The organism is Embleya sp. NPDC020630, from assembly GCF_044334985.1.
Taxonomy (GTDB): Bacteria; Actinomycetota; Actinomycetes; order Streptomycetales; family Streptomycetaceae; genus Embleya.
Genome location: NZ_JBIRUB010000012.1, coordinates 37,516 through 56,336, shown reverse-complemented (window position 1 = coordinate 56,336; position 18,821 = coordinate 37,516). Strand labels below are relative to the sequence as shown.

Genomic DNA, 18,821 nt, shown 5'->3' with positions numbered 1-18,821 from the left:
GGTTTGGAGGCGTTCAGGCGCCCGGGAGTCTTTTGGGGCTCCCGGGCCCGTTCGGCGGCCGGCTCGGGTCACCAGTTGCTCGACGAGTTGCCGGGGCGGGAGGTGTAGCGGCCGGTGCGCCGCCCCTCCCGGGCCCGGCGGCCGAGCGTGGCTCCGAGCAGCGCGACGAAGGCGATCCCGATCACGATCGGCCCGACGACGACGAGGACGATCAGGAGCGGCATCGGCACGCCATCAGCCCCTTTCGGGTCGTGGGGGTTCGGGGTCGATCCGGTTCAGGGTACGGGCCGGGTCCGAGGCCACGCCAGGGTCGTCCGCGTGCTTCGGTCCGTCGACATCCCGGCCGCCGCGCGGGCCGTGCGCGCGGTGTGGGAACCACCAGTTGGCCCGGCCCATCAGGGTCACCAGCGCGGGCGCGAGTACCCCTCGGACGATCGTCGCGTCCACCACGATGCCGACCGCGAGGGCGGTGGCCAGGATCTTGACGTCGGTGACCGGGACGGTGGACAACGCGACGAAGGCCAGGAACAGGATCAGCGCGGCCGAGGTTACCAGCCTGCCGGTACGGCCGATGCCGATCACGACGGCCTCCTCGGTGGTGTCCCGGACCCCTCGGGCGGCGAGGTCGAGGTGCGCCTCGCGGATCCGGGTCAGGATGAACACCTCATAGTCCATGGACAATCCGAACAGGAACGCGAACACCGCCATCGGCACCCACACCGTGATCGCCCCCGTGGCCGGAGTGTCGAAGAGCAGTTCGCTGCCGTAGCCCTTCTGCCAGATCAGTACGACCGCGCCGTAGGCGGCGGCCACCGACACGGTGTTCAGCACCAGGGCCTTGACCGGCAGCCAGATCGACCGCAACGACCGCATCAGCACGAGGAACGTGAGCACCGCGATCGCCGACAGGACCAGCGGCAACGAGCCGTAGACCGCGTCCGCGAAGTCGCGATCCTGCGCCGGGCCGCCACCCGCGTGCACCCCGGGCGTGGCGCGCGCCGCCGCCAGGACCCGGCCCACCGCGGCGCGACCCGCGTCGGTGGCGGGGTCCGTGGCCGTCCACACCTCCACGACCCGCAGGCCCCCGCTGTCCCACTCGGCGGGGGCGATCGCGCCGGCCACACCCCGCTCGGCCGCCAACCGCCGGGCCAGCGCCTTCGCGTCGCCGTCGGTCGCCACCTCGATGGGCTGGGCGATACCCGTGCCGAAGCCGGCCCGCTCGATCGCGGCGAACACCCGCGCGGGCTCACCGCCACGGCCGAGCGCCGTCACCTGCGGCTGCCCCACCCGCATGGTCAGCGCGGGTGCGGCGAGGGCGAGCAGCAGCGCGCCGCCCAGCACGGCCGCCAGGACCGGCCGACGTGTGGTGGCCCGGGCGATCGCCGACCACGCTCGGCCGTCCGCACGCCGAGTGCGGCGCGGCACGTCCAGCCGGGCGCCGCACACGTACAGCAGCACCGGCAGCAGGGTCAGCGTGACCGCGACGCTCACCAGCGGCATCAGCAGACCCGCGTAGCCGACGCTGCGCAGGAACGGTACGGGCAGCACGACCAGCGCGGCCAGGGACAGGGCGACGGTCGCGCCGCTGAGCAGGACCGCGCGGCCGGCGGTGGTCGCGGCGCGCACGATCGCCTCGACGCGCCCGCCCGGATCGGGTCCGCCCGGATCGGCCCCGCCCACGCGGTCGCGTTCCTCGCGCCATCGGGTCACCACGAGCAGCGCGTAGTCGATCGCGATGCCCAGGCCGATCAGGGCGACCAGGTACTGCACGATGAACGACACGTCGGTGACCCGGGTCAGGCCGCCGACCAGCAGGAACGTCGTGGGGATGGCGATCGCGGCGGTCAGGAGCGGGATCAGGGCCAGGCCGCCGGCGAAGGTCAGGCCGAGTACGACCAACGCGCCCAGCGCGCCGAGCAGGGTCTCGGCGATCGGGCTGCGGGCGGCGCCGCTGTCGCGTCCGGACAGCAGCGGCCGGCCGGTGACCCGTACGGGCGCGCCGGCGACCTCGATCCCGGCCACCGCCGCCCGCACCCGGGCCGGCGCGTCGCCGTACGCCTTCGGCCCCTCGCCGCCGGGCGGGTAGACCAGGGCCACGGCGGTGCGCCCGTCGGCCGAGATCAGCGCGGGGTCGCCGGTGGTCGCGAACGACGCGTGCCGGCCACCGGGCGGGGTGGCGCGCCGTACGGCCGCGTCGAACGCGTCGCGCACCTCGGCCTCGTCCGCGCGGCGGCCCTCCGGGACGGTCACCTCGACGAGCAGCGGGGCGTTGCGGCCGCCGGTGCCGCCGAAGCGCTCCCGGATGAGGTCGTTGGCCTGTTGTCCGGGCCGGCCGGGCAACTTCGAGCCCTGGCTCAGCCGATCGATGGTGTCGCCGACGGTGGCGATGCCCGCCGCGGCGAGCACCAGCCAGACCAGGATCACCAGGCGCCGGTGTCCGAGGACCCAACGCGTCATCGTCTCCACGACGGACGTCCCCCGTTTCGAATGGATAGCCACGCTACTTATACGGCGGGAGTCTATACATAACATCGCTACCTATCGGCAAGGGCACGTAGTCTCGCTACACATCGCCGGTGTAGCCTGCCGACCCATGAAGGCCGAAGTGCTCAAAGGGCATCTCGAAGGCATGCTCCTGGCCGTGTTGGAGTCCGGCGAGCAACACGGCTACGCGATCGTCGAGGAACTCAAGTCCCGCAGCGGCGGGCACATCACGCTGCCGACGGGCACCGTCTATCCGGCGCTGCACCGGCTGGAGACGGCCGGTCTGATCGCCGGGCGGTGGTCGGTGCACGGAGGGCGGCGCCGGCGCAGCTACACGCTGACCCGGGCGGGGCAGCGGGCACTGAGCGAACAGCGCTCGTCCTGGCGGGAGTTCGCCGACGTCGTGTCCGGAGTGCTGGGGGTCGAGCCCGCGTGAGGCCCGCTCCCGCGCCCGGCGACGGGTACGAGCCCGAGGCCGACGCCGCGCAGCCGGCCGTGCACGCTGCCGGGCCCGACGCAGCGTCCGACAGCGTGCCCGACGCCGCGTCCGACAGCGTGCCCGCCGCCCTGCCCGACGCCGTGATCGACGACTACCTTCGCCGCCTGGCCGCCCAGTTGACCGGCACGCGGGCCCGGCGTCGGGCGATCCTGGACGAGGCGCTCGACGGGCTGCTCGCGGCGGCCGAGGCGCACCTGGACGACTGCGGCGACCCGGAGGAGGCCGGCCGCCGTGCCGTGGCCGAGTGGGGGTCGCCGGCCACCGTGGCCGAGGCGTACAACGCCGCCACCGGCCGGCGCCGGGCGCGGCGCCAGGTCCTGACCGCCCTCGCGGCGCTGCCGGCGCTGGCGGCCATATGGTCCACCGCCATGCTGGCCGGCCCGGCCGGCCCCTGGGAGCGGCGACCGCCCGTCCTCGACGCGGGCCTGGGGCTGCTCGCCTTCGGGACGGTCCTGGCCGCGGCCTCGGCGCTGTCCGGACTGCGCGCGGCGACCGGCCCCCGGGCCGCCCTGCCCGGCGCGGTCCCGCCACTGCGCGAGGCGGCGACCGCCACGTTCGGCGTACTCCTCGTCCTGGCCACCCTGCTCATGCTGGTCGTCAACCGGGGCGTCACCGCCCCCGCCTCGCTCGCCTGGCCGCTGATCGCCCCGGCCGCCGTGCTGAATCTCGCCTTCGGCGCACACCTGGCCGACACCTGGCGCCGCCTGCGCGCGCACCGCCCCGTGCGTACCCGCCGGCCCTGACGGCCGCGCCGCCGTCACTCGTTGGCGCCACACCGCTCGCCGGGAGCGGGCCCAACGCGTTTCCTGAGGTGGGGCGGCGTGCCGTCCCCGCCCCCGGGCCGCCCAGGCGATCGGGGGCGCCCGTTCGGGCGAACCGCGTCGGCCGCACGCGCGGATCGCGTGTGCCTCGATGCGGCCCCGGAGGACTTGCGATGACGCCGAAGGCCGAAGTCCGTACCCGCGCGACCCCGCCGCCCACACCCCGGGAGCGCGCCGAGCGCGGCCGGGCGGCGCGGGCGAACGCGCCGCGGTCGAGTCACGCCGAGTTCGCGCCGACCCGGCGGCCCGACCCGATCGACCTGATCGAGCGGCAATCGGCGTCGCGGGTACCGGAGTTGGTGCCCATCCGGTACGGGCGCATGGCCGAGTCGCCGTTCCGGTTCTATCGGGGTGCCGCCGCGATCATGGCGAGCGACCTTGCCGACACGCCGAGTTCGGGGCTGCGGGTGCAACTGTGCGGCGACGCGCACATGCTCAACTTCCGACTGCTGGCCTCGCCCGAACGCCTGCTGCTGTTCGACCTCAACGACTTCGACGAGACGTTGCCCGGGCCGTGGGAGTGGGACGTGAAGCGACTGGCCGCGAGCCTGGTCATCGCGGGGCGCGAGAACGGCTACACGGACGCCGAGCGCGCCGACGTGGTCCGGGCGACCGTACGGTCCTACCGCGAGGCGATGCGCCGCTTCGCGGGCATGCGCAACCTCGACGTCTGGTACGCCAAGGCCGACGCGGACCGGGTCCGGGCGCTGGCGTCCGGGCGGTTGCACAAACGCGGCCGGCGGCAACTGTCCAAGGCCATGGGCAAGGCGCGCGGTCGGGACAGCCTCCAGGCCTTCGCGAAGCTCACCCGCATGGTCGACGGCGAGCCGCGGATCATCTCCTCACCGCCACTGGTCACCCCGATCGCCGAACTCCTGCCCGACGACGAACGGGCCGCGCTCGCCGGGCGGATCGGCGACCTGATCGACCGGTATCGGCAGACGCTCCGCTCCGAACTGCGCCACCTGCTCGGCCAGTACACCGTGGTGGACATGGCCCGCAAGGTCGTCGGCGTCGGCAGCGTCGGCACCCGCTGCTGGATCGTGCTCCTGCTCGGCCGCGACCTGGACGACCCGCTGATCCTCCAGGCCAAGGAGGCCGACGAGTCGGTCCTGGCCGCGCACGTCGGCCCCGCCGAGACGGCCACCCAGGGCGAACGGGTCGTCGCGGGCCAGCGGTTGATGCAGGCCGCCGGCGACATGCTCCTGGGCTGGGAACGGGCGGACGGCATCGACGGACGGCAACGCGACTTCTACGTCCGCCAACTCCGCGACTGGAAGGGCATCGCCGAACCGTCCCTGATGGTGCCGCGCGGAATGCGCGTGTTCGGCGAACTGTGCGGCGCCACCCTGGCCCGCGCGCACGCCCGCTCCGGCGACCGCATCGCCGTGGCCGCCTACCTGGGCGGCGGGGACACCTTCGACCGCGCGGTGACCACCTTCGCGGAAACCTACGCCGACCGCAACGAACGCGACCACGCCGCGCTCCTCGCGGCGGTGAAGTCCGGCCGGCTCACCGCCGAGAACGCGTAGGACGGTGGGCCACCGGGCGTCCGCCCCGTGGCCCACCACCCACCGCCACCGGCTCAGTGCTTGCGCTTGAACTCGTACACCGTCGCGCGCGCGGCGCAGTCGCGCGGCGGGATCATCTCGACGCGCAGCACACCGGTGTGCCGGTCGTAGTCGTTGCCCTCGGTCTCGAAGTCGACGGCCGTGCCGGGGCAGGCGCTGAGCTGCGGAAGCGCGCCGAGCGAGGTCACGTGCCCGGTGACGGTGCGACCGTTCAGCGCCTTTTTCAGTTCGATCTGCAACAGGGGCTTGGCCTCGGGGAACAACTTCCGGTCGGAGTCGTCCGACGCGCACAGCAGCCGCTTCGCGTCCAGGAACGTACAACCCTGGATGTCCTTGACCGGACGGTCCAGTTCGATGGTGCCCGCGAGCGCGAGGTCGCCACCGGTGCGCCCCGTGGCGGGGTTGAGCAGCGGGGTGGGGAAGACGAGCAGGCGGTTCATCGTGTCCCACTCACCGGAGACCATCCAGCGGCTGTCGGGCGAGATCGCGGCGAACGAGTTGTTCATCGCCTCGCCGGCCGCCAGCGGGTGCACGTACTCGTAGGCCGCGCCCGACGGCGTGGTCACCCGGAACATCTTCGCGGTCGCGTCGCCACCGCCCTGGTACGCGTCGAACAGGTAGCCGCGCGAGGAGTCCGGGTCGCCGATGTGCGACCAGCCCCGCTCGCGCACCGGCGCGGGGATCGAGGTGTTGCCCGTGTAGTACAGGTAGGGCTTGGCGCCAGGCGGGCGCACGTTGGCCAGTCCCTGGGCCTGCGACGCGGCGTCGATCTCGTACCGCCCGATCGGCTGCCACCCCTTGATCTCGGACGGGAACGCCGGCTTCGCCTGCGCCGCCTGCTCGTCGGACACCTCCGCCGCGTGCGCCGTGCCCGTGAGCCCGACCGTCGCACACAGCGCGACGCAGGCCGCCCCGGCCGCCACGCCGCGTACCGCCGACCGCAAACCTCGGACCATCGACCTCATGTGCACCGAACTCCTCTGCCGTGCCAGTGCCGTACCGACAGGTCCGGCCGCCAAGACCCTGGCGCAACACGATGGCCGCCAGACACCACACACCTGAACACCGTCGAACCAATGCCCCACGATCCGGAATCCCACCGTCCGTATATCGCGGCGCGACTCGGCCGTGCGTGGTCCGACGACGGTTGATCGGTGTGGGTGACGCGGTGCCCGGTGGTGCGGAATCGGGGGGGCGGGTTCGGGGGGTGGGTGGGGTGGGCAACCGGGGGGTGGGTGTGCTTTCTGTCGAGAGGTGGGGTCGATGACGGACGGGTCCGGTGGGGCGCGGCATGTGATTCCGGCGGCGGTCGAGAGGACCTATGGGGCGGAGGATCTCGGGGCGACGGGGTTGTTCGGCGGTGGGTTCATCAACTTCGGCTACTGGCAAGGGATCGATCTCGATCGGGCGCTCACCGAGGAGGATCGCATCGCCGGCCAGCGGGCCCTGTATCGGCACGTGCTGGACGGGTTGGCGCCGGGCGAGGGGTTGCGGGTTCTGGAGGTGGGTTGCGGGATGGGGGCCGGGGGCGCGGTGGCGTTGGAGGAGTACGGCTTCGCCCTCGTCACCGGCATGGACATCCATCCGGAGCAGTTGCGGCGGGCCGCGCAGGCCACCGCCGAGGTGTGTGCCCGCCGGCCCGGGGAGTTGCGGTTCGTGCGCGGGGCGGCCGAGGACATGCCGTTCGGCGACGGCGAGTTCGACTGCCTGTACAGCGTCGAGGCCGCCCAGCACTTCCGGGACCTCGGGGCGTTCGCCCGCGAGGCCGCGCGGGTGTTGCGGCCCGGGGGGCGTATGGTCGTGGCCACGTTCCTCGTTCCCGACGCCGATCCGGTCCGGGCGCGGCGGCCGGCCGAGTTGTTGCCCACGTTCGCCGAGGACCTGGATGTACCGCACACCGTCCCGGAGTTGACCGACGCGCTCGAACGCGCCGGACTCGACGACATCCGGGTCGCCTCGATCGGCGAGTCGGTCTGGCCCGGATGGGACCGCTGGCTGGATCGCACCTGGGCGCCCGGCACCTGGCCGCACAACTTCCTCCTGGCCTACCGCGAGGGCACCCTCGACTACTTCACCGTCACCGCCCGCAGCCCCCAGAGCGGGGCCACCGGTTAGGGATTGCGGCCGCCCAGCAGTCGCACCGCGCGGTCGAAGGCCGAGTCGCGGTCGGCGGCGAACTCCGCGTCCGTGAAGACCGGGGTGCGGAAGTCGACCGGCAGCCCCACACCTTCGAAGCCGCGGCCGGTCGGGGAGAGGTAGCGCTCGTTGGACAGGGTGAACGCCCAGCCGTTGGGGAGCGTGCGGCCGAACATGTCGGAGAAGATGCCCTGCGTGTTGTCGCCGACGAAGGTGGTGGGGCCCGGGCGTTCGCGCAGGGCCAGGGCGAACGTCTCGCCGGCGCTCACCGTGGCGGGGCCGGTGAGGACCGCGACCGGGCCGGTGTAGCGCGGTGCGCCGGCGGCGGGCTCGATCCGGAACGCCTGGGGGTGGGTGAAGCGGGTGGGGTCGCGCGGGTCGTCGCGGGCGCTCTTGACGTAGGCGGGGTGGGCCCGGTCGGTCAGCCGGGCGGCGACGCGTCGGCCGAGGTCGTCCAAGCCGCCGAGGTTGACCCGGATGTCGATGATCAGGCCGTGCCAGGCGTCGGGACCGGACGCGCGCCGGGCGGTGACGATCGTGTCGAGGGCGCGGTCGAGTTCGGCGGCCTCGACCGCGAACGGGGCCTGGTCGCCGGTGTAGCCGACGAACCGGTTGATCCGTAGATAGCCGATCCGGCCCGGGAGTTCGGCATAGCCGATCGCACCCGCGGCGAAGGTCCGCAACGGTGTGCCGCCGAGGTCGCGGCGCTCGACGAAGGCCCGGATCCGGTCCTCGTACGCCTGGTCCAACTCGGGTGTTCCGGGGCGACCGACCCGCCAGAAGCGGTCCAGGGCCGGGGCCCGCAGGGAGGTGTGGCCGTCGCGCAGTGGTTCGGCCATCGTGGTGAGGATCTCGAAGAGGCGATCGTCGGTGGTGTCCGGGCGCACCATCGGCCGATACCTGTCCCGGGCCGCCGCCCAGTCGACGCCGCGTTCGGCGAAGAAGGCGTAGTTCTCCCGGAACGTCTGCCAGAACACGTCGAAGACGGCCCGCGGATCGGCGGGCGCGGGCCGCAGGCAGTCGGCCGGCAGCGTGCGGACGCGCCGCAACTCGCGCCGGCCCAGGGTGCCTTCGACGGTCAGGGCGGCCCGCTCGGGGCGCCCGGGGAGCCGGCGTACCGTGATCGGGAAGTAGCTGTCGGGGGCGTCGCGGGCGCGGAACCGCACGGAGCCGTCCGGTGCGTGCTCCCGGTACGCGGGGGTGCCGGGCACACACCCGAGGTCGGTCGTCTCGTACGGCCGCAATACGCCGCCGTCGATCGTGAGGACCGTCCCGTAGCCGTCGGAGCGCCAGATCCCGTCCGGGGCGCGATCCGAGGCGGGGGCCGGCTCCGCGCCGACGGCCACGCCTGCGGAACCGAGCAGAGCCAGGACAACCGTGCCCATCAGGACGAGTCGATACCGGCCGCGGCACACGCGGCCCACGTGTCGTGTGGTCATGCGCACCACGCTTCCAGGCCCGACGAGCCCTCGACACCACCACAGGTCGGAGAACGAACTCCCTCTCGCGAGGCGGTACATCTCCCCCGGCGGCCGGTAGCCGATAAGCGCGGTCTCGCGTCGGCGGGCGTAGCCTCGGCGCGGATCAGGGGGCAGGATCGAGGTCATGACCTCATCACCCGCATACCTTCTGCCGAGCGAGATCCGCGTACAGGGCCACGGGCTGTGGCTGCGCGAGTGGAACGACGACGACGTGCCGGCCATGGTCGAGCTGTTCGACGAACCCGAGATCGACCGATGGACGCCGTTGGTATCGCCGTTCGACGCGGAGGCCGCGCGGGCGTATCTGGCGCGGGCCCGCGCGTCCCGCGCCCTGCATCGGGGCATCCAACTCGCGATCACCCTCGACGGCGGCGAACCGTGCGGCGAGGTGCTGCTGTTCCCGGACGCCGACGGCCCCGACATCGACCTGGGCTCCGCGGCCGCGCGGCCGAGTCGGGTGGGGGAGATCGCCTACGGAATCGGCGCACGGCACCGCCGCCAGGGCCTGGCCGGCCGCGCGGTGCGCCTGATGACGGAGTACGCCCGCGACGAACTCGGCGCCGACGCGGTGATCCTGCGCATCGCCGCCGACAACACCCCCAGCATCGCCGTCGCCCGATCCACCGGCTTCCACCTCACCGACGCCAAGCCCGTCACCCGCCACCGCCCCGGCCGCCAGGTCGTCCTGAACACCTGGCTGCACCAGGGGTGACGGTAGGCACGGGGCGGGCAGTGCGCCCGTGAGTCGCTATCAGCGATCGCTCAGGTGCGGCCAGTTGGCATGGGGAACAGCGGCGCGTCTTCCGATGTCTCGGCGTGCGCGTCGCCCACCACGATCGCCTCCTCATTCCTCACGGTCGTTCCGCCCCACCCTACTGTCGAGCATCCGCCCTCGTCCGTGGCTCGGCGCGATCACCCGTGTGGTAAGGAGGCGCTACGCGCAACCGGGGCACAGCCCTCGGTAGGTGACCTCGACCGCGGAGACCGTGAAGCCGAAGCGTTGGTCGGTGGGGAGGTCGGTCAGGGGGTTGCCCGCCGGGTGTACGTCGCGGATGGTGCCGCACCGGGAGCAGACCAGGTGCTGGTGCGGGCGGTGCGCGTTGGGGTCGTAGCGCTTGGCGCGGCCGTCGGTGGACACCTCGATGACCTCGCCCAGCGAGACCAGCTCGCCCAGTGCGTTGTAGACCGTGGCACGGGAGATCTCGGGCAGGCGCGCCACCGCGCGCGCGTGGACCTCGTCGGCCGTCAGATGCACGTGGTCGCCGTCGAGGACCTCGGCCACGACGCGCCGCTGCGACGTCATCCGCCAACCACGCGCGCGCAGTCGCTCCAGCAGGTCACTCATATCGCTTCACCTATTCAGGTTCGGTGGAGACCCGAGTTTACCGGCGGAGGTCCGGGTTCCGTTTGAATATGGAATTGGCGCACATCTTGACTTGGACTCTGTCCATCGTAGGATCGGTTCTGGCGATAGCCAAGAGTCGGGAACACCCCACTACGGCAGGAGACGGAGACGTGACGGGACCACCGCCGTGGAACCGCGCGGTGCCGGCCTGACGAAGTCGGCCGCCGGCGCGGGACCCGTACCACGTGGTGAACCGACCGCGACGCGGCCCGGTTCCGCCGATCCGTCGTGTCGCCGCCGACGTGGACCGCACGACCGTAGAGGTTTGTCGACGCTCCCGGGCCGAGCACGTCCGGCGAGTCCGGCTTCTCCCCCCGACGTTGCACCGCTCGCATGCCCCGAGTACCACGATCCGCCTGGTCCGGAAGGATTCCCATGTCCGAGAACAATGATGCAATCGTCGTAGACGCGAAGACGGAGGGCGGAGGGGGCTGCCCGGTCGCGCACACGCGCGCACCGCACCCGACCCAGGGCGGTGGGAACCGGCAGTGGTGGCCGGAGCGACTGAACCTGAAGATCCTCGCCAAGAACCCCGCCGTGGCCAACCCCCTCGGCGCGGACTTCGACTACGCCGAGGCGTTCAAGGCGCTCGATCTTCCCGCGGTGAAGCGGGACATCGCCGAGGTGCTGACCACCTCGCAGGACTGGTGGCCGGCCGACTACGGCAACTACGGCCCGTTCATGATCCGGATGGCCTGGCACAGCGCCGGCACCTACCGGATCAGCGACGGCCGCGGCGGCGCCGGTGCCGGGCAGCAGCGCTTCGCCCCGCTCAACAGCTGGCCGGACAACGCGAGCCTGGACAAGGCCCGTCGGCTGCTGTGGCCGGTCAAGAAGAAGTACGGGCAGAGCCTGTCCTGGGCCGACCTGCTGATACTCACCGGCAACGTGGCGCTGGAGACGATGGGCTTCGAGACCTTCGGCTTCGGCGGCGGACGCGCCGATGTGTGGGAGGCCGACGAGGACGTCTACTGGGGTCCGGAGACCACCTGGCTCGGCGACGAGCGCTACAGCGGCGACCGGGATCTGGAGAACCCGCTCGGCGCGGTCCAGATGGGCCTGATCTACGTCAACCCGGAGGGCCCGAACGGCAACCCGGACCCGCTGGCCGCCGCGCGCGACATCCGCGAGACGTTCCGCCGGATGGCGATGAACGACGAGGAGACCGTCGCCCTGATCGCCGGCGGGCACACCTTCGGCAAGACGCACGGCGCGGGCCCGGCCGACCATGTCGGTCCCGACCCCGAGGCCGCCCCGATCGAGCAGCAGGGCCTGGGCTGGAAGAACACGTTCGGTACCGGCAAGGGCGCCGACGCGATCACCAGCGGGCTGGAGGGCGCCTGGACCGCAACCCCGGTGAGCTGGGACAACAGCTTCTTCGAGACGCTGTTCGGCTACGACTGGGAGCTGTCCAAGAGCCCGGCCGGCGCGCACCAGTGGAAGCCGAAGGACGGCGCCGGCGCGGGCACCGTCCCGGACGCGCACGACCCGTCGAAGACGCACGCGCCGACCATGCTGACCACCGACCTGTCGCTGCGCTTCGACCCGGCGTACGAGCAGATCTCGCGTCGGTTCCTGGCCGATCCGCAGGCGTTCGCCGACGCCTTCGCGCGCGCGTGGTTCAAGCTGACCCACCGCGACATGGGCCCGGTCGTGCGCTACCTCGGCCCGGAGGTGCCCACCGAGACGCTGCTGTGGCAGGACCCGCTGCCGGCGGTCGACCACGAGTTGATCGGCGCCGAGGAGATCGCCGACCTCAAGGCCAGGGTGTTCGCCTCCGGTCTGACCGTGTCCCAACTGGTCTCCACCGCGTGGGCGTCGGCGTCGTCCTTCCGGGGCAGCGACAAGCGCGGCGGCGCCAACGGCGCGCGGCTGCGCCTCGAACCGCAGCTCGGCTGGGAGGTCAACGAGCCCGACCGGCTGGCCGCGGTGCTGCACGGCCTGGAGGAGATCAAGGCGGCGTTCGACGGCGGTCGCACGGACGGCAAGCGGGTCTCGCTCGCCGACCTGATCGTGCTCGCCGGCGGCGCCGCGGTCGAGCAGGCCGCCAAGGCCGCCGGGGTCGACATCGAGGTGCCCTTCACCCCGGGCCGGGTGGACGCCTCGCAGGAGCAGACCGACGTCGAGTCGTTCGCCGCGCTGGAGCCGACCGCCGACGGGTTCCGCAACCACCTCGCGAAGGGCAACCGGCTGCCGGCCGAGTACCTGCTCATCGACCGGGCGAACCTGCTGACCCTGAGCGCGCCGGAGACCACGGTCCTGGTCGGCGGGCTGCGCGTGCTGGGCGCCAACCACCAGGAGTCGTCGCTCGGCGTGTTCACCAGCACGCCCGGCGTGCTGAGCAACGACTTCTTCGTCAACCTGCTCGACATGGGCACGACGTGGAAGGCGACGTCGGAGGACGCGAACACGTTCGAGGGGCGCGACGCGGCCACCGGCGAGGTCAAGTGGACCGGCAGCCGGGTCGACCTGGTCTTCGGGTCGAACTCCGAGCTGCGCGCGCTCGCGGAGGTCTACGCGAGCGACGACGCCAAGGAGAAGTTCGTCACCGACTTCGTCGCCGCCTGGACCAAGGTGATGGAGCTGGACCGGTTCGACCTGGTGTGACGACGACGTCCGGGTCGGCCCACGCGGGCCGACCCGGACGCTGTTCCACGAACCGCCGCGGCGCGGTCAGCGCCACCAGTCGTCGTCGGGGGTGACCGGCTGGGCCCGCTTGTGCCGGGTCGCGCGATGGGTCGACTCCAGGCGCCCCGCCACCTCCGGCGCGACGTCGCCGCCCTCCAGGTACTCGTCGATCTGAGCGTACGTCAGACCCAGTGCCACCTCGTCGGGCAGCGCGGGCCGGTCGTCCTCCAGGTCGGCGGTCGGCACCTTCTCCCACACGCTCGGCGGCGCGCCCAACTCCTGGAGCAGCGCCGCGCCCTGACGCTTGGTCAGACCGGTCAGGGGGGTGAGGTCGACACCGCCGTCGCCGTACTTGGTGAAGAAGCCCGTCACCGCCTCGGCGGCATGATCGGTGCCCACCACGAGCAGGTTCAGCTGTCCGGCGATCGCGTACTGGATCACCATGCGCTCACGGGCCTTGAGGTTGCCGCGCACGAAGTCCCGCAGCTCGGACTCCTCGCCCGCCCGCTCGGACTCCCCGCCCGCCGACTCGGCCAGACCGCGGGCCACCTCGGCGGCCACCGCGTCGGCGCCCGGCTTGACGTTCACGGTGACCGAGCGGTCGGGCCGGATGAACCCCAGCGCGATCTGCGCGTCGTGCTCGTCGGCCTGCACGCCGTAGGGCAGCCGTACCGCGACGAACCGCGCCTCACGGCCCTCGGCCCGCAACTCCTCGGCGGCGAGCTGGCACAACCGGCCCGCCAGTGTGCTGTCCTGGCCGCCGCTGATCCCGAGCACGTAGCCCTTGGCCGGGGTCGACCGCAGGTAGTCCTTGAGGAAGTCGATCCGGCGCCGGATCTCCACCTTGGGCACGACGGCCGTCCGCACGCCGAGTTCGGCGAGAATCTGCTCCCTGGGGTTTGCCATCCCCGTACTGTACCGAGCGGGGCACGACCCGATGCCGGGGAGCGGTGTCGGCGGCTCACGGGCCGCGCGGTCCGTGGTGGGAGGGGCGATACGCATGGGCAACGGCGCACTGCTTGTGATGGATGTACAGCAGGAGATCGTCGAGATGGCCGACGACGGCTCCGGATACTTGGACCGGCTCGGCGCGGCGATCGAAGGCGCCCGCGCGGCGGGCATGTCCGTGATCTATGTGGTGATCGGGCTGCGGCCGGGGCTGCCGGAGGTGAGTCCGCGCAACCGGGTGCTCACCAACTCCGCGGCGATGGGGCTGTTCACCGAGGGCGCCCCGGGCAGCGCGATCCACCCCGCCATCGCGCCCCGCGAGGGCGACGTCGTGGTCACCAAGCGACGCGGCAGCGCATTCTCCGGCAGCGACCTCGACCTGGTCCTGCGGGCGCGCGACATCGATCGTCTCGTCCTGGCCGGCATCGCCACCAGCGGTGTCGTGCTCTACACCCTGTGTCACGCGCAGGACCTGGACTTCGGCCTGACCGTGCTCGTGGACGGCTGCCTCGACCTCGACCCCGAGGTGCACCGCTTCCTGACCGAGAAGTTGTTTCCGCAGTGGGTGGAGGTCGCCCTGGTCGAGGACTGGCTGAAATCCGTCGCCGGCGCGGTGGAAGAGCAGGCGCAGGCGCAGTGAGCCGACCCGTCGACGCCGCGCCTCAGCGGCTCGGCGGGCGGGTGCCCGTGTAGACGCCGATGGCCCGGTAGCGCAGACCGGGCTGTCGGTACTCCTCCATCGCGTGGGCCAGCCAGCCGATCGACCTGGCCATCGCGAAGACCGCCTCGCCGGCGTCCGGGCGCATATCCATCGCGTGCGCCAACGCGGCCAGCGCCAGGTCGGCATTGGGGAACACCTCGGCGCGCGGCGCCGGTTCGCGGGTCAGCGCGTCCACGGCACGGATCACCCGGGCGACCCGCTCGTCGTGCTCGGCGTGTTCGCGGAGCAGGCCGAGCAACAGGTCGGCGCGCGGGTCGTGTTCGGCGTAGAGCAGGTGGCCCAGGCCCGGCAGGTGCTCCCCGGCGCGCAACCGGTCGGCGACCGCGCCGGTCGGGCCGCCGCCCGCCGGGTCGAGCGCGTCGCGCAGGAAGCGGTACGCCAACCCGATCGCCGCGCCGTGATGCCGGCCGTCGAACACCCCCAGCCCGGCCGAGACCACCGCGTACACGTCCGCCCGGGCGCCGGCCGCCACCCGCGCGGCCAGCGTCGACACCGCCAGGTCGTGGTCGGCCTTGAGCACGAGCGCGGCGTTCAGCATCCGGATGCGCTCCGGGGTCGCCGCGCGGGCGGTCAGTTTCGGCCACAACCGCGCCGCGAGGGAGGGCCCGGTCGGCGGGGCCGTGCCCGGGCACGGGGGCAGCGTGTCCGCGATCATCGCGAGCAGCGCCTCGCCCGCGCGGACCACGGCCTGCTCCGACAGGTCGAAGCGCAGCGGATCGGCCGTGCCCGCCGCGGCCACGATCATCCGGATACGGTCGGTGAGTCGCGCGGTGTCCGGCAGCGGGGCCACCGTGCGCCGGACCAGATCCGCAGGCCCGGCGGGGGCCTCGAACGGGGGCACCTCGGCGAGGTCCACGCCCCGCCACAACCAGTGCGCCACCGACTCCAGGCGATACCCGGTGAGTTCGGCCACGTCGCGGCCCCGGTAGTAGAGCCGGTCGTCGGCAAGCAGGGTCACCCGGGTGTGGATACGTTCGATCGAGCCGTTGGCGGGGCGGGCGCGCCGGCCGCCGGTCCGGTTCGCCAGCTCCTCCACGTCCGCGGCGGCGAACCGGCTGCCGCGCTGTCGCGTCTCGCGCACGCTCGTCAGCAACCCGCGACTGACGTAGGCGTACACGGTCTCGGGTTTGACCCCCAACCGTTGCGCGACCTGGGCGGTGGTCAGGTAATCCCGGTCACTTTCGTCGCCCGGCACGGCCCGTCTACCAGCCATTTCGTCGCCGCCTTCCGCTCGTATTGAGGCAATCAACATTGACGATAGTTGATCGTCGGGACGACATTCGAGGTGGCCTAAGCGGAACTGTGCGCAGAGCGGGAGGCGTGTCATGTCGGTCGTCGTCGACGGCGGGATCGAAGTACCCAGGGGGCTGAAGGGGGTGGTGGTCACCACCACCGAACTGGGCGATGTGCAGGGCGCGAAGGGCTTCTACCACTACCGGCAGTACTCGGCGATCGAGCTGGCCGGCACCCGGACGTTCGAGGACGTGTGGTTCCTGTTCGTGCACGGCCGACTGCCCGGGGCCGACGAACGGACGGCGTTCGCAGCCGAGTTGGCCCGACTGCGGGTGTTGCCCGAGGAGCTGCGCCCGGTGTTGCGCGCCATCGCCACGGCGGGCGAGCGCTTCGATCCGCTCGCCGGACTGCGCACCGCGCTGTCGCTGATCGGCGCCGCGCGTACGCTGCCGCCGCTGTGGGAGTCGTCGCCGGAGCGGCGCCGGGCGGACGCGCTCCTGGTGGGGGCGGTGACCCCGACGATCCTGGCGGCGCTGTACCGGATCCGGGCCGGGGCCGAGCCGTTGCAGCCCCGGGCGGATCTGTCCACGGCGGCCAACTGGCTGTACCTGGTGACCGGCGAGGAGCCCGAACCCGAGCGGGTGGCGGCGATCGAGCGGTATCTGATCGCCACCGTCGACCACGGCTTCAACGCCTCCACGTTCACCGCGCGGGTGATCGCCTCCTCGGGGGCCGATCTGGTGTCCGCGGTGGCCGGGGCGATCGGCGCGTTCTCCGGTCCGCTGCACGGCGGCGCGCCGGATCGGGCGCTGGAGTCGTTGGACGCGATCGGCTCGCCCGACGCGGTCGACGCGTGGGTACGGCCCAGGATCGCCGAGGGCGAGCGGGTCATGGGATTCGGCCACCCGGTCTACCGCACCGAGGATCCGCGTGCGGTGATGCTGGCCGAGCTGGCCCGCGAACTCGCCCCGCACACCGACGCGCGGGGCGTCGCGCTGGTGGAGTTCGCCGGCACGGTGCACCGACGGGTGACCGAGATCCTGGCCGAGCTGAAGCCGGGGCGGGAACTGCACGTCAATGTGGAGTTCTACGCGGGTGTGGTGATGGAACTGTGCGGCATTCCCCGGAACATGTTCACGCCGACCTTCACGGTGAGTCGGGTGATCGGGTGGTGCGCGAACATCCTGGAGCAGGCCGAGGACACGAAGATCATCCGGCCGATCGCCCGGTACACCGGGCCGCCCGCGCCTCAGCCGGTGCCCACCGGCTGAGGTGCGGGCAGGGCCCGGGTCGGGCCGGCCGGATTCAGCGGGCGCTGCCGATATTCCGGTCGGCCTCGTCGCCTCGGAGCATGAGGGTGACCTCCTCGATGCGGTGGAAACGACCATCGGGGGCCAGGTCGGCGAAGACGTAGACCTCGGTGCGTACGGTCGAGCCGTCGTGCTTGGTGATGTCGACCGTGTGCCGGTCGGCGTAGCGGGTTCCGTCGCGGAGTTCGTCGTGGACCTCGACGGAACCGGTGGCCACGATCGTGCGCAAGTGGGCGATGTGCGCGAGGAATTCGGCGCGGTCGGCCCACTCCCCGTCGGTGCGCTGGCGGTAGTCCGGGGCGAAGTGCCGGTCGGCGGCCTCGGCGAGCGGGAGGTCGCGGTCGAAGAGCAGGTCGGTGAGCGCGGCGGCGATACCTGCGGAGGCCATGGGAGGTCCTGTCTTTCTGGTGAGCGGAAGGTAACGAAAGAGATGCGTGCGTGGCGCACGCGTTTCGTTTGCACACCGTAGCACCATATGCGTGCGCCGCGCACGCTATCCTTCGTGGTGTGGACAATGAGGTGGGATACGAGATCGCCGACGCGCTGGGCCTGCTGTTGCGGCGGACGACACGGGAGCGACTGCACCGGTCGTTGACGGAGGGCATGGGCGAGGGCGTGGACGAGGTGACCTACCCGGTCCTGAGCGCGCTGGCCCGGACGGGACCGCGCAGTGCGGCCGATCTGGCACCCGATGTCGGACTCGACCGCTCCGGCGTCACCCGCCGCGCCACCCGCCTGGAGGAGGCCGGACTGGTACGGCGCGAACCGCACCCCACCGACCGGCGGGCGGCGCTGCTCGTGCTCACCGACGCGGGGGAGCGCGCGGTGGTCGAACTGCGCCGCCGACTGGCCGATCACATCACCGCGAGCCTGGACACCTGGCCGCCGGGTGCGGCAGGGGAGTTCGCCCGATCGTTGCGCCGCTTCGTCGCCGAGGGTCCGTTCGCCTGATCGGGGCGGTCCGGGTTCGACCTCACGCGGCGTCGAAGCGCCACCGGGTCTGGCTGTACGTGCCCTTGCCGAAGCCGAAGACGGTGGTCGGCGCCACCCGCAGGACCCGGGCCACATTGCCCCCGCTGCCGTGGAAGGCGCCGTCGCGGACCTCGAACCGCCAGTCGGGGCCGTACTTGCCCGCGTAGGCGTCGGCAATGCGGCGCAGGGACGGATCGTCCGCCAGGGGTACGGCGCGACCCTCGACGACCAGGTCCAGGCCCCGGTCCAAGGCGTTGTCGCCGGTGGTCAGCACGCAGTTCGCATTGGTATGGAGGTTGTGCGCCTTACGTTCGTCGGCGCCGGTGCAAAAGTGCAGCGCGTTTTCCAGCCAGACCGCCAGCAGCGGCGTCACGTGCGGTCGTCCGTCCGGCCGCACCGTGCTCAGCCAGAACACCGGGGCGGTCGCCAGGCGGGTGACCGCCACCGACCACGGCACGGGCTCGGCGTCGGGGTGGCTGTAGCGCGAGTCCAGTCGGGTGCGCGGTTCGTGCTGGGACATCGGGCGTCCTCCGGGTGTCGGTGTGCGCGGACCCGCCCGGGTCCGGGCGGGATCGTGTGGACCTTTGCGGCCCCTTGAAAAGGACTGCCCCG

18 protein-coding genes are annotated in these 18,821 nt (G+C 72.5%); 9 read left to right on the top strand and 9 right to left on the bottom strand.

Annotation, left to right across the window (positions count from 1 at the left end; translation table 11 throughout):
* Positions 1-68 precede the first annotated feature (68 nt).
* Positions 69-230 carry a hypothetical protein gene (locus ACH4XV_RS32710; RefSeq protein ID WP_395795936.1) on the bottom strand — a complete coding sequence of 54 codons (162 nt, stop codon included), beginning with the start codon at positions 228-230 and terminating at the stop codon, positions 69-71.
* 4 nt (positions 231-234) lie between these two features.
* On the bottom strand, positions 235-2,457 hold the full coding sequence (locus ACH4XV_RS32705; RefSeq protein WP_395795935.1) for an MMPL family transporter: 2,223 nt from the start codon (positions 2,455-2,457) through the stop codon (positions 235-237).
* A gap of 136 nt (positions 2,458-2,593) precedes the next feature.
* Here ACH4XV_RS32705 and ACH4XV_RS32700 point away from each other — a divergent pair, with 136 nt between their 5' ends.
* From ACH4XV_RS32700 to ACH4XV_RS32690, 3 genes are all read left to right on the top strand, one after another.
* Positions 2,594-2,920 (top strand): PadR family transcriptional regulator, encoded by a 327-nt coding sequence (locus tag ACH4XV_RS32700; RefSeq protein ID WP_395795934.1) that lies wholly within the window; start codon positions 2,594-2,596, stop codon positions 2,918-2,920.
* Entirely contained in the window at positions 2,917-3,726 is an 810-nt protein-coding gene (locus ACH4XV_RS32695; RefSeq protein ID WP_395795933.1) for a hypothetical protein, read from the top strand. The genes ACH4XV_RS32700 and ACH4XV_RS32695 overlap by 4 nt, the downstream gene beginning before the upstream one ends.
* A gap of 191 nt (positions 3,727-3,917) precedes the next feature.
* Complete coding sequence (locus ACH4XV_RS32690; protein WP_395795932.1) at positions 3,918-5,336, top strand: DUF2252 domain-containing protein; 1,419 nt, start codon at positions 3,918-3,920, stop codon at positions 5,334-5,336.
* Positions 5,337-5,389: 53 nt separating this feature from the next.
* Here ACH4XV_RS32690 and ACH4XV_RS32685 read toward each other — a convergent pair whose 3' ends face one another.
* Positions 5,390-6,340: a hypothetical protein gene (locus ACH4XV_RS32685; RefSeq protein WP_395795931.1), complete on the bottom strand. Its 951-nt coding sequence runs from the start codon at positions 6,338-6,340 to the stop codon at positions 5,390-5,392.
* Between the two features lie 298 nt (positions 6,341-6,638).
* On the opposite strand from ACH4XV_RS32685, the gene ACH4XV_RS32680 reads away from it, so the two are divergent.
* On the top strand, positions 6,639-7,490 hold the full coding sequence (locus ACH4XV_RS32680) for a class I SAM-dependent methyltransferase (RefSeq protein ID WP_395795930.1): 852 nt from the start codon (positions 6,639-6,641) through the stop codon (positions 7,488-7,490).
* Here the strand turns inward: ACH4XV_RS32680 and ACH4XV_RS32675 are convergent.
* Positions 7,487-8,950, bottom strand: a complete 1,464-nt coding sequence (locus tag ACH4XV_RS32675; RefSeq protein ID WP_395795929.1) for a S41 family peptidase — start codon at positions 8,948-8,950, stop codon at positions 7,487-7,489. The genes ACH4XV_RS32680 and ACH4XV_RS32675 overlap by 4 nt on opposite strands.
* Before the next feature lie 166 nt (positions 8,951-9,116).
* Between ACH4XV_RS32675 and ACH4XV_RS32670 the strand changes: the two genes are divergently transcribed.
* Positions 9,117-9,704 (top strand): GNAT family N-acetyltransferase, encoded by a 588-nt coding sequence (locus ACH4XV_RS32670; RefSeq protein WP_395795928.1) that lies wholly within the window; start codon positions 9,117-9,119, stop codon positions 9,702-9,704.
* Positions 9,705-9,926: 222 nt separating this feature from the next.
* Here the strand turns inward: ACH4XV_RS32670 and ACH4XV_RS32665 are convergent, their stop codons facing one another.
* Positions 9,927-10,337 (bottom strand): Fur family transcriptional regulator, encoded by a 411-nt coding sequence (locus ACH4XV_RS32665; RefSeq protein WP_380033639.1) that lies wholly within the window; start codon positions 10,335-10,337, stop codon positions 9,927-9,929.
* A 435-nt stretch (positions 10,338-10,772) separates the two neighbouring features.
* On the opposite strand from ACH4XV_RS32665, the gene katG reads away from it, so the two are divergent.
* Positions 10,773-13,004, top strand: coding sequence for a catalase/peroxidase HPI (gene katG / locus ACH4XV_RS32660; RefSeq protein ID WP_395795927.1), 2,232 nt, complete (start codon positions 10,773-10,775; stop codon positions 13,002-13,004).
* Between the two features lie 66 nt (positions 13,005-13,070).
* Here the strand turns inward: katG and nadE are convergent, their stop codons facing one another.
* Positions 13,071-13,931: an ammonia-dependent NAD(+) synthetase gene (nadE, locus tag ACH4XV_RS32655; RefSeq protein ID WP_395795926.1), complete on the bottom strand. Its 861-nt coding sequence runs from the start codon at positions 13,929-13,931 to the stop codon at positions 13,071-13,073.
* A gap of 94 nt (positions 13,932-14,025) precedes the next feature.
* Here nadE and ACH4XV_RS32650 point away from each other — a divergent pair, with 94 nt between their 5' ends.
* Positions 14,026-14,613 carry a cysteine hydrolase family protein gene (locus tag ACH4XV_RS32650; RefSeq protein ID WP_395795925.1) on the top strand — a complete coding sequence of 196 codons (588 nt, stop codon included), beginning with the start codon at positions 14,026-14,028 and terminating at the stop codon, positions 14,611-14,613.
* 22 nt (positions 14,614-14,635) lie between these two features.
* Here ACH4XV_RS32650 and ACH4XV_RS32645 read toward each other — a convergent pair whose 3' ends face one another.
* On the bottom strand, positions 14,636-15,907 hold the full coding sequence (locus ACH4XV_RS32645; protein WP_395795924.1) for a citrate synthase: 1,272 nt from the start codon (positions 15,905-15,907) through the stop codon (positions 14,636-14,638).
* A gap of 112 nt (positions 15,908-16,019) precedes the next feature.
* Between ACH4XV_RS32645 and ACH4XV_RS32640 the strand changes: the two genes are divergently transcribed.
* A complete protein-coding gene (locus tag ACH4XV_RS32640) occupies positions 16,020-17,198 on the top strand; it encodes a citrate/2-methylcitrate synthase (RefSeq protein WP_395795923.1) in 1,179 nt (392 codons plus the stop codon).
* A 34-nt stretch (positions 17,199-17,232) separates the two neighbouring features.
* Here the strand turns inward: ACH4XV_RS32640 and ACH4XV_RS32635 are convergent, their stop codons facing one another.
* Positions 17,233-17,625, bottom strand: coding sequence for a nuclear transport factor 2 family protein (locus ACH4XV_RS32635; RefSeq protein WP_395795922.1), 393 nt, complete (start codon positions 17,623-17,625; stop codon positions 17,233-17,235).
* A 119-nt stretch (positions 17,626-17,744) separates the two neighbouring features.
* Here ACH4XV_RS32635 and ACH4XV_RS32630 point away from each other — a divergent pair, with 119 nt between their 5' ends.
* The gene (locus tag ACH4XV_RS32630; protein WP_380012342.1) at positions 17,745-18,188 is read left to right on the top strand and encodes a MarR family winged helix-turn-helix transcriptional regulator; all 444 of its coding nucleotides are present in this window, start codon (positions 17,745-17,747) and stop codon (positions 18,186-18,188) included.
* Between the two features lie 22 nt (positions 18,189-18,210).
* On the opposite strand, the gene ACH4XV_RS32625 is transcribed toward ACH4XV_RS32630, so the two are convergent.
* On the bottom strand, positions 18,211-18,729 hold the full coding sequence (locus ACH4XV_RS32625) for a pyridoxamine 5'-phosphate oxidase family protein (RefSeq protein WP_395795921.1): 519 nt from the start codon (positions 18,727-18,729) through the stop codon (positions 18,211-18,213).
* Between the last annotated feature and the right edge of the window lie 92 nt (positions 18,730-18,821).